7 protein-coding genes and 1 pseudogene are annotated in these 8,453 nt (G+C 58.5%); 5 read left to right on the top strand and 3 right to left on the bottom strand.

Annotation, left to right across the window (positions count from 1 at the left end; translation table 11 throughout):
- Nucleotides 1–254 (top strand): annotated as a pseudogene (locus QMC96_12850) (hypothetical protein).
- Between the two features lie 399 nt (nucleotides 255–653).
- On the opposite strand, the gene QMC96_12845 reads toward QMC96_12850, so the two are convergent.
- Complete coding sequence (locus QMC96_12845; GenBank protein ID MDI6877643.1) at nucleotides 654–1,733, bottom strand: Gfo/Idh/MocA family oxidoreductase; 1,080 nt, start codon at nucleotides 1,731–1,733, stop codon at nucleotides 654–656.
- A gap of 454 nt (nucleotides 1,734–2,187) precedes the next feature.
- Nucleotides 2,188–2,763: a metal-dependent hydrolase gene (locus tag QMC96_12840; protein ID MDI6877642.1), complete on the bottom strand. Its 576-nt coding sequence runs from the start codon at nucleotides 2,761–2,763 to the stop codon at nucleotides 2,188–2,190.
- Nucleotides 2,764–3,055: 292 nt separating this feature from the next.
- Between QMC96_12840 and QMC96_12835 the strand changes: the two genes are divergently transcribed.
- From QMC96_12835 to QMC96_12820, 4 genes are all read left to right on the top strand, one after another.
- Nucleotides 3,056–3,877 (top strand): formyltransferase family protein, encoded by an 822-nt coding sequence (locus tag QMC96_12835; GenBank protein MDI6877641.1) that lies wholly within the window; start codon nucleotides 3,056–3,058, stop codon nucleotides 3,875–3,877.
- Nucleotides 3,878–4,225: 348 nt separating this feature from the next.
- Nucleotides 4,226–4,546, top strand: a complete 321-nt coding sequence (locus QMC96_12830; protein MDI6877640.1) for a tetratricopeptide repeat protein — start codon at nucleotides 4,226–4,228, stop codon at nucleotides 4,544–4,546.
- 1,176 nt (nucleotides 4,547–5,722) lie between these two features.
- The gene (locus QMC96_12825; GenBank protein ID MDI6877639.1) at nucleotides 5,723–5,938 is read left to right on the top strand and encodes a hypothetical protein; all 216 of its coding nucleotides are present in this window, start codon (nucleotides 5,723–5,725) and stop codon (nucleotides 5,936–5,938) included.
- A gap of 917 nt (nucleotides 5,939–6,855) precedes the next feature.
- Nucleotides 6,856–7,734, top strand: a complete 879-nt coding sequence (locus QMC96_12820) for a glycosyltransferase family 2 protein (protein MDI6877638.1) — start codon at nucleotides 6,856–6,858, stop codon at nucleotides 7,732–7,734.
- A gap of 217 nt (nucleotides 7,735–7,951) precedes the next feature.
- Here the strand turns inward: QMC96_12820 and QMC96_12815 are convergent.
- Nucleotides 7,952–8,453 (bottom strand): acyltransferase (locus QMC96_12815; protein MDI6877637.1); only part of this gene is annotated, 502 nt, incomplete at its 5' end.

Raw genomic sequence — 8,453 nt, 5'->3', positions numbered from 1 at the left:
CCGGAAGTTCCGGGGATTCCCGGAGAAGATACCGGATCACACCACGCTCTGGTACAGACGGGGCGAAGACCCGACGGAGCCGGGACGGCACCGGGGCCAAGAAAGGGAAGAAATCGCACTTCGGGTACAAGCTCCCTATCCTCTTCGATAAAGAGCACCCGTTGATCCCAAGGTTGAAGACCACCCCCGCATCGCTCCATGACAGGCAGGTGGACCTCTCCCGGAAGGGGGAGACGGTCTACCGGGACAAAGGGATACTTCGGGGTGAAACCCCAGGCTTCCCTGGACAAGACGACGCACCGAGGGGACACCCGTTGTCACTCGCCCCGGGTTCGCATGAAGAACCTCTTCCCCTGTTTTGCCTTCACCCTGCAGCAGCTCCGTACCATCACCTTGCACTCCTCCCAGCGGTAGCTCTCGAGGGGAGGGAAAAAGGACGGAAAATAAGGGGATTCAGGAGGGGAGAAGGCCTAAAACCGGATGAATCAGACCCGAATCGGAGGACAGGAGAAGAAAGGAAGGAATAATCGTAATCCCCTTTAGATACTCGAGCCGAGGCGCCGTTCCCGGGCAGCACCGGGAGACGGGGGGATTGCGGGCTCCCGCCCTTTCGTCGACGTCCCCGTACGCCCCCTACGCCGAACCCGTGCAGTCTAATGATGGGACGAGGCGGTCGCCTGGCCCGGAGGGGCGTTGGAGAGCGGCCTGCCCATGATCTCGATCTGTCCGGGACTCGGGATGCCGACTTCCACCCTCCCGTTCGAGGACTTCACCAGTTCGCAGACCCGCAGGTTCTGCAGCCCATCCTCCGGAGAGATGGGGAATGACGTGCCATGCTTCACGCATTGGAGGAATGTCTCCAGCTCGATTCTGAGGGGCTCGACCTTATTGACCTGGAGCTTCTCGATGATGTTCTCCTGGAGGTAGCGTGCGCTCTCGAGGCGGTAGCGATCGGGTTTCCAGTAGACGAAGATCTCCTGGCTCATGAAGTCCCCTTCGATTGTGCTCTCCTCCTCCTCGATATATATGGAGCGGATCTTCTTCGAGGCCTTTCGGCTGGCGGAGAGGTAGATGGGGATCCCGCTCATGCTGAAGAGTGCGCTGCGGATATCATCGTTCCCCTGACTGTGGACGACGAAACGTCCGTTGGCGAACAGCGAGAAGATGATGTCGATATCGTGGATCATGAGGTCTTCCACGACTGAGGTCCCCTGGATGCGGGCAGAGGCCGGGTTGTGCCGTTTTGCCTCGACGTAGAGCGGTCTCTTGACGATCCGCCGGATCTCCTTTACGATCGGGTTGAACCGCTCCAAGTGCCCCACCCCGACGATGAGGTCGTCGGGGATGCTGCGGACGAGCGTCTCCGCCTCCTCGGCGGTTCCGCACATGGGCTTCTCGATGAGCATGTGCACCCGCCGCTCGATGCACTTCCGTGCGATATCGTGGTGGAACGGGGTAGGGACCGCGATGCTCACCGCATCCACGTGCCCGAGCAGATCCTCGAGGGACGGGCTGACGGAGACGCCCAGCGACCGTCCCACCTCCTCCGCCGCCCGCGCGTTCACGTCGTAGACAAACACGCTTCCGACGGACTTCAGCTCGGAGTAGACGCGGGCATGGTTCCGTCCCATGATGCCGGTGCCGATCACACCTACATCCATGTTCATGCGCCCCTGCGCGAGCGTGCGATGCTCCCGGCGGCCGCGTCTCCTGCAGACCCGATCCCTCGCAATTCCCCTGACGACCGGTGCCTGCCCCTGCGGGCACCGGAGGATGCACTGCGGAGCCTCGATTCGCGGATGCGCACCCTGACCGCGGTGCCTGCAACCGGAAAAATATGGGTATCCTCTGTCGTTATCTCCGTTCCGTTCATAAAATCACTCCACGCATGAGAGCACATCATGTCGTGCCAATCAAGCGTTTGACAGATGCACCTTTACGTTAATAAATATTCCCCCCATGCCGAAGGTGTCTACCATTCTATTGGGCTTGAAACAGTACGCGCTCGAATTATTTCCCGAGCATCCTGCCAATTCTTCCTTTATTGGCATCTAATAATGCCTCCGATCGATTGTTGCCGCCCGATCGAGCTTTCCGCCGTTGTGGCGGGATGCTCACTCCTCTCTGCTCACTCCTCTCGTCGGTTTCCCATGAGCGGGCGGAGACTCCCTGATCGGGGAACCCCTTTCAGGGAGGGGGATTGCCATTCAGTACATGCCGCAGGGCCCGCAGAGGCTGGACATCTGTCCACCAGCAGGGGCCGGCGACTGCCGTGCGCAGCAGAACGGCGGCCAGAACGGCCAGAATTCCGACGATCAGCGTCTCCTGGCTGGCCAGGCCGAACCAGTCCCGTGTCTCGGGCAGGATGCCGATGCCCCAGACGGCATCCGAGAAAGGCCAGAAGATGGCATATCCCCGGGTGTAGACCAGGGCATCCGCGAAGAGGTGTGCGGCAAATCCGATGGCAGCGAAGATGAGGGCGTCCAGAAACCGTACGCCCAGCGGGTGGAGGAGGAAAGCGATGACGATTGCATACAGTGCCATCACCGCGATGTTGTGGAAGTCGCCATGCGCGATGCGGTTGCCGTGGAACAGGACGGTGAATCCCAGGGACCGCAGCGCGGTGTGCGCGATCAGGTCGATATCAGGGGCAAAGGCGCTGATCACGATGATCCAGGAGGGATCCCGGGCGGTATACCGATGGTAGAGCATGCCGGCCAGGATGGCGATGGCGATGGAGTAGACCAGGTGTTCGACGAACATATCCGTCCCTTTCCTAGAGGGTGAGAGCGGGCACGCGCTGCGGGGATGCGGACCGCTCACCACTCCGGATCCACTCTCATACTGGATTATGCTCTCTAATAAGCGCTTCTGCAGGCGGGGCGATCCGAAGGCTGCCCCTCCTCCTGCTGGCACCCAATTTTCTGCGATCTCCCGAAAGGTTTAATTAATAGTAATCCTCCACCCTGCATCCTATGAGACGGGTGACAGCCGTAGATCGCGTGTTCGGCACCCGAACCGGGGCACGCCGCGCGGCCGTGCAGGTGGGGGCGTCGTGAATATCGTCTGCGCTATCCGCCCCCGCCCGCCGATGGTCTACTTCGTCAACCGTATCCACGAACGGTTCCCGGTATCTCTGGTCGTGTTGGAGGCCCCTCCCCCCCTCCGCTCCCTTCGCCGGAACTTCAGGCAGAAAGGGCTGGGCAGCATCCCGGAGATCGTCAGCGGAATCCTGGTCGACCGCCTGAACAAGGATCGATACACACAGGAGTACACGAAGTTCTTCGGGGATCGCTGGAAGGCGATCCACCCCGATATCCCTGTTCTGCACTGTGACAGTGTCAATGCGCAGAACGTGTACGAGAGGCTGAAGCGCGAGTCCCCCTTCCTGCTGCTGGACCACGGGACCTCGGTCGTCCAGGACGCCACGCTGGATCTTGCCGATCTCGCCCTGAACCTCCACTGGGGCCTGAGCCCGTACTACCGCGGGACCCGGGGGACGCACTGGGCCCTGATCAACTGGGATCCCTACAACATCGGGGTGACCGTGCACCGCCTGAACCACGTGATCGACGGCGGAGAGATCCTCGCCCAGCAGAGGGCGGAGCTCCGCGGGGACGAGACCGTGAACGCGATCAACATGCAGCTGACCCGCTTGGGCACCGACCTGATGTTGCGGGCCCTTGACAAGATCGAGAAAGGTGAGCCCCTGCGGTTCTTCCCGCAGGATCTATCGCGGGGTTTCCTCACCTCCCGACGGCAGTGGAACCTGAACCTGCAGAGGCAGGTGGATCACATCGAGAGGAACGGCATTCTGCGGCTGATGCTGGAGCGGCCGGCCCGAAGGGAGCGCCTCCCCATCGTGGAGCTCCTGTAGGGGCAAGATCCCGCCATCTATTCGAACCATGGCCGCCGGCCGGACCCCCCTTCTCTCGATACCGATCGGGATCGAGCCCGGCGGGCGGAGAACCATTCTTCGGCGAGGGGCGGATCTCCGCGCTGCTCGGGGACTTGGCAGGGTCCCGATGCGCTTCAGAGCCCGGCCGTCTCCCCGCCGCTGGTGCGCTGCCCGATTGGTCCCCTCCCTGCAGCGCTCTCATCGAGGGCGAGGCAGGGTGCGGTTTGCATTCCCGCAATCGGGAAGTGCTCCCTGAAATGCCATGCAGAAAACTCAAAGTATTTATAGTGACGCTTCTACATTTCGATCTTGTAGGGGGTTAAATACATGGGATTTTTGGATTCCATCCGGGGCATGTTCGGCACCCGCGCCGAACCTCAACCTGCCGCATCAGTTCCGGAGGCCGTACCGCCGGTACAGCCGAAACGGGCGTTCCTGAACGGGCGGGGCATCGATTCCTGGAACAACGTCGGGCGCCTCTATCAGAAGCAGGGGTTGCACGAGAAGGCGATCCAGGAGTACGACCGCATTCTGGCAGCGGATCCCAAGGACCGGGAGGTCCTGGCCTGGAAGGCGGAATCGCTCCGGAGACTTGGAAAGGTCAAAGAGGCCGAGGCTGCCGAGCAGCAGGCAAAGACACTGCAGTAGAAGGTCTCGATGGTATCCACGGCAGACTGCCGGATGCTGAGCCTGCCTCTTCTTTTTCCAGCGATTCCATCTCATGGATCCACGTGAATGCAAAGAATGACCTTGGCGGTTATGAACCTGTATCGGAATGGTCAAAGAGGGTCTCTCGCGGTCGAGCGGGGTACAGCCACGGCCCGGTCCCGAAGCCTTGATAGGAGAGCCCACTCCCTCTCCTTGTCCCGCGATGGGACATGAGGAGCGTGAGATGGGAGCGGATCCCCGATAGGCTGGATCGGTCGTCTTCACCCTCCCGGGATTGGCGAGATAGGGGCTGCATACCGGGATCCGATTCGTATGCGTGGGGAGTATCCTTACCTTTGCAGGTGCGATAAGTAAATTTCGCGTGGGACGATCGAACTGGATTGCAATCGGTCCGGCTTGATTCTGGCCTCTTATCTCTCCCGGGCAGGAAAGAGATCTGCAGCTCAGGAGCGATCTCATCGTTTATCGAAGGGGGGTGAGCATCCTCTCCCCTATAGCAGCGATAGGGGTCGATTGAGAGCAGGTATCGGGAATGAATGCGCGGGAGGGAGGAGTTCTCTTGTGTGTGCAATTGCATCCGCATACGTTGAGCGTTCGATATTGTGGCGCAGAGATTGTCTACCAATTGCCAGGGCATCCTTGTGCCTGTGTACTGCATCAGGGATCGCTTCATCCACGGTGCGGCCGGGAGGCAGTGGTGGCTGGTCGTCCCTGTGTGCGGTGCCGCGGCGTGGCGGCGCGAGCCCAGGACAGAAGCGATGCGGGGTGTCGAATCCAGATGGTACAGGGCATCGGAAGTACGGCAGCGAGATCCGCTCCGCATTCCGAGCGGCTCAGGCGTACCTGTTCCCGGGCGGCGGAACGGCTGACGAAGTCGGAGGGCGAAGGAGGGGAATAGGTCGGGAACACTTTCGGCCCGCCCACTGGGATGTTTTTATCGGGCGGTAGTGAGTATTGTTCATGCCACGGACCCGGTCCACCCCCCGGGTCCCGACTCCGGCGGACCCCCCTGACCCCCCTGACCCATCCAAGCCCGCCGGGGCAGTCTGGCATACCTCCTAAACCCTCTTTTTATACCGCCTTTTCCGGAAAGATTATGAACCCCGGAGAATCATGGGGCTCCGTTCGGGCAAACCCGGATAGAAGGAGGAGATCATGGGCGCAGGACACCACTGGGTGGGCCACGTGGGAGGCGGTGCGCAGGGTTACCTGATCGACGCGATGTGGAAGCAGCTATCGGAAGATCAGGTGCGCACCCTGCTCACGCGGATGCTGGACGAGAAGATCATGAAAAAAGAGCATATGATCAAGACGATGCAGCATAAACTCGAGACCTACAGGATGGCCCGGCAGATGCTGGAGAAGAGGTGAGAGAGGATATTACCGGAAGATCCGCGGTCGGCGTATCCCTTCAATGCTGCGGGTGCAGTGAGTCAGCATCCAATCGAAAATTTTTGAAAAAGGGCTCAACTCGAATGTATCGAACCCTGAATACGAATTGTGGATTATAAATAGGAATATAACAGTTATTTGCTTCTGGAATTGCTATTCCTATTCATTCTCCCTATACTTTGGCTATTTTCGATGCATAAGGATATAAATTATAAGGGTACTTGAGGCCCAGGGAATGATAGGGTTGAGAAAGAGTATCTCTAGGACAGGAACCTGAATGCTCGGATTAATATCAGTATCCATGCGGAACCATCCGAATTATTCGGTTGAAATTAGCCTGTGCGAAGGTTACGGGGAGTGATGATATGTATGCTGATAACTCGATAGGCATCATCCTTCGTTCCAGCAATGAGAATCTCTCGAAAGATAAGGTCGGATCGATACCCGGCTACGTGGATCGCATCTACATTGCTTCAGAGCATGCGCTTTGCGGCGACTTCGGGCAGGTGGATGGCTTCTCCGGGGATCCGAGGATCGTGTATGTCGCACCGGATAACGGGGATTCGGGATACCGCTCACTCCTGCAGAAGGTGATTAAAGATCGCATGGACATTATCGTTATCTGGGCGCCCAACTCCCCTCTTAATCCGGATCATCTCTCCCACCTGGTTGATCCGATCGTTTCAGGAAAGGCCGATTATACCGAAGAGATCTGCAAGCGTTCGGGCGCCCTCCCCGGGGCCGGGAATCACCTCTCGCAGAATGGTGTTGTCGTGATCTCCCAGTGGAGGACCGTGCCATGGCATTCCGTGCCGTTGGATTCCGCCAGCGGGGCCATGGCTGCCTCTCGACAGGCCCTGAAGACCTCACTCCGAAAATCTGCGCAAAAACAGGGGATGCAGATCCTCGCGGCGATTCCCTGCTACAACGAGGAAGTGACAATCGGTTCGGTTGTTCTCAAGGCCTTCCGACACGTCGACGCAGTACTGGTAATCGATGACGGTTCCAGGGACTGCACCGGACAAGTCGCGGAGGATGCGGGAGCCATCGTCATCAAGCATGCCAGCAACCGGGGAAAGGCAGCCGGGGTGATCGCCGCGGTTCGGTATGCGAAAGAGCATGGATTCGATATCCTGGTGCTTCTCGATGGGGACGGCCAGCACAAAGCCGAGGAGATTCCGACGATTGTCCAACCGCTCTTGAGTGGCGAGGCTGATGCGGTGATTGGATCGCGGTTTCTCCAAAATAATGGGACTATCCCGCTCTACCGCAGGCTGGGGCAGAAGGTTCTCACACTCGTCACGAACGCCAGATCCTCCAAGAAGTTGACAGATTCTCAATCGGGGTTCCGGGGTCTGAATGTCAAGGCCTTGAACAGCCTTCCCCTAGAGTCGGACGGTTACAGCATAGAGTCCGATATGATCACCTTCCTTTCAAAAAACGGAATCGCCATGCAGGAGGTTCCCATCTCCGCCGTGTACGATGTACCGAATAAGCACAAGAAGAACCCCTTCTACCACGGCTATGATATCCTGGCCAGGATGGTGGGCGAGATCGGCTATCAGAGGCCGATGCTGCTCTTCGGCATCACGGGGATCGTCCTCCTCTTCTCCGGCATTGCCTTCGGATTTCATGCCTTTGCATACTACCACAGTACTCACACGCTGCCCTTCGGACCCGCCCTGGCCTCCTCCATCGGACTGATCCTCGGGATGCTGCTCATCGTAGCAGGGCTCATTCTTAACTCGCTCGTGCTCATCATGAATAAAGAATAGCTCAATCCCCGAAGAGGTGGTCGGCTCACCCGCAGATAAAAACGAACTTCGAGCTCTCCCGCTCTCTGCCGTAGTGCGGCAAACACCCCTTCGATCTCTCAACCTAAAAGCTGCCATTTCTCTTAAACCGGCTCTCTTCTCCAATGTATACGCCCAAAGACTACGCCTGCCGGGCTCCGTGTATCAACCTGCTGGAGTTGTGGAGAAGAGCGGTGCATCAGGAAGCATCAATGTCTTCCTCACATTCCTCCGATGGAAGGATCTTCCATTTCATAAACCGGGGGGAGTCACCAGCCACAATCGAATTAGGCGGGACACATGTCGTGACAACCGCACCTGCAGCAACCGTTGCGTTCTCTCCAATCTCTGCCCCCTGCAGGATCATGGTATTGGAGCCGATCTCTACATCGTCATCGATTCGGATTGGTTTTACGATAGGTCCGGCATTGGATCCGCTAATGCCGGATACGGACAGGATGTGGACGTCATACCCGATCCCGACGTTGCTCCCAAACGTGATGCCTCCGCCATAGACTACTACACTGAAAGGCCCGATCTCTTTGGGCTTTCCCGCCACTCTCCCACGCGGAATTCCTCCGTTTTGATACAGAACCAGCAACTGATAGTCGTTGATGATCGCCTGAATAAGCTTGCGGATAACGTCAGAGGTCATCCCAAAACCCTCCAGATCATTAGGGCACAGGCCAGGTATATGAGCC

The organism is Methanomicrobiales archaeon, from assembly GCA_030019205.1.
Lineage (GTDB): Archaea > Halobacteriota > Methanomicrobia > Methanomicrobiales > JACTUA01 > JASEFH01.
Note: the sequence above shows the minus strand (reverse complement) of the source record. Positions and strands in the feature narration are given on the sequence as shown.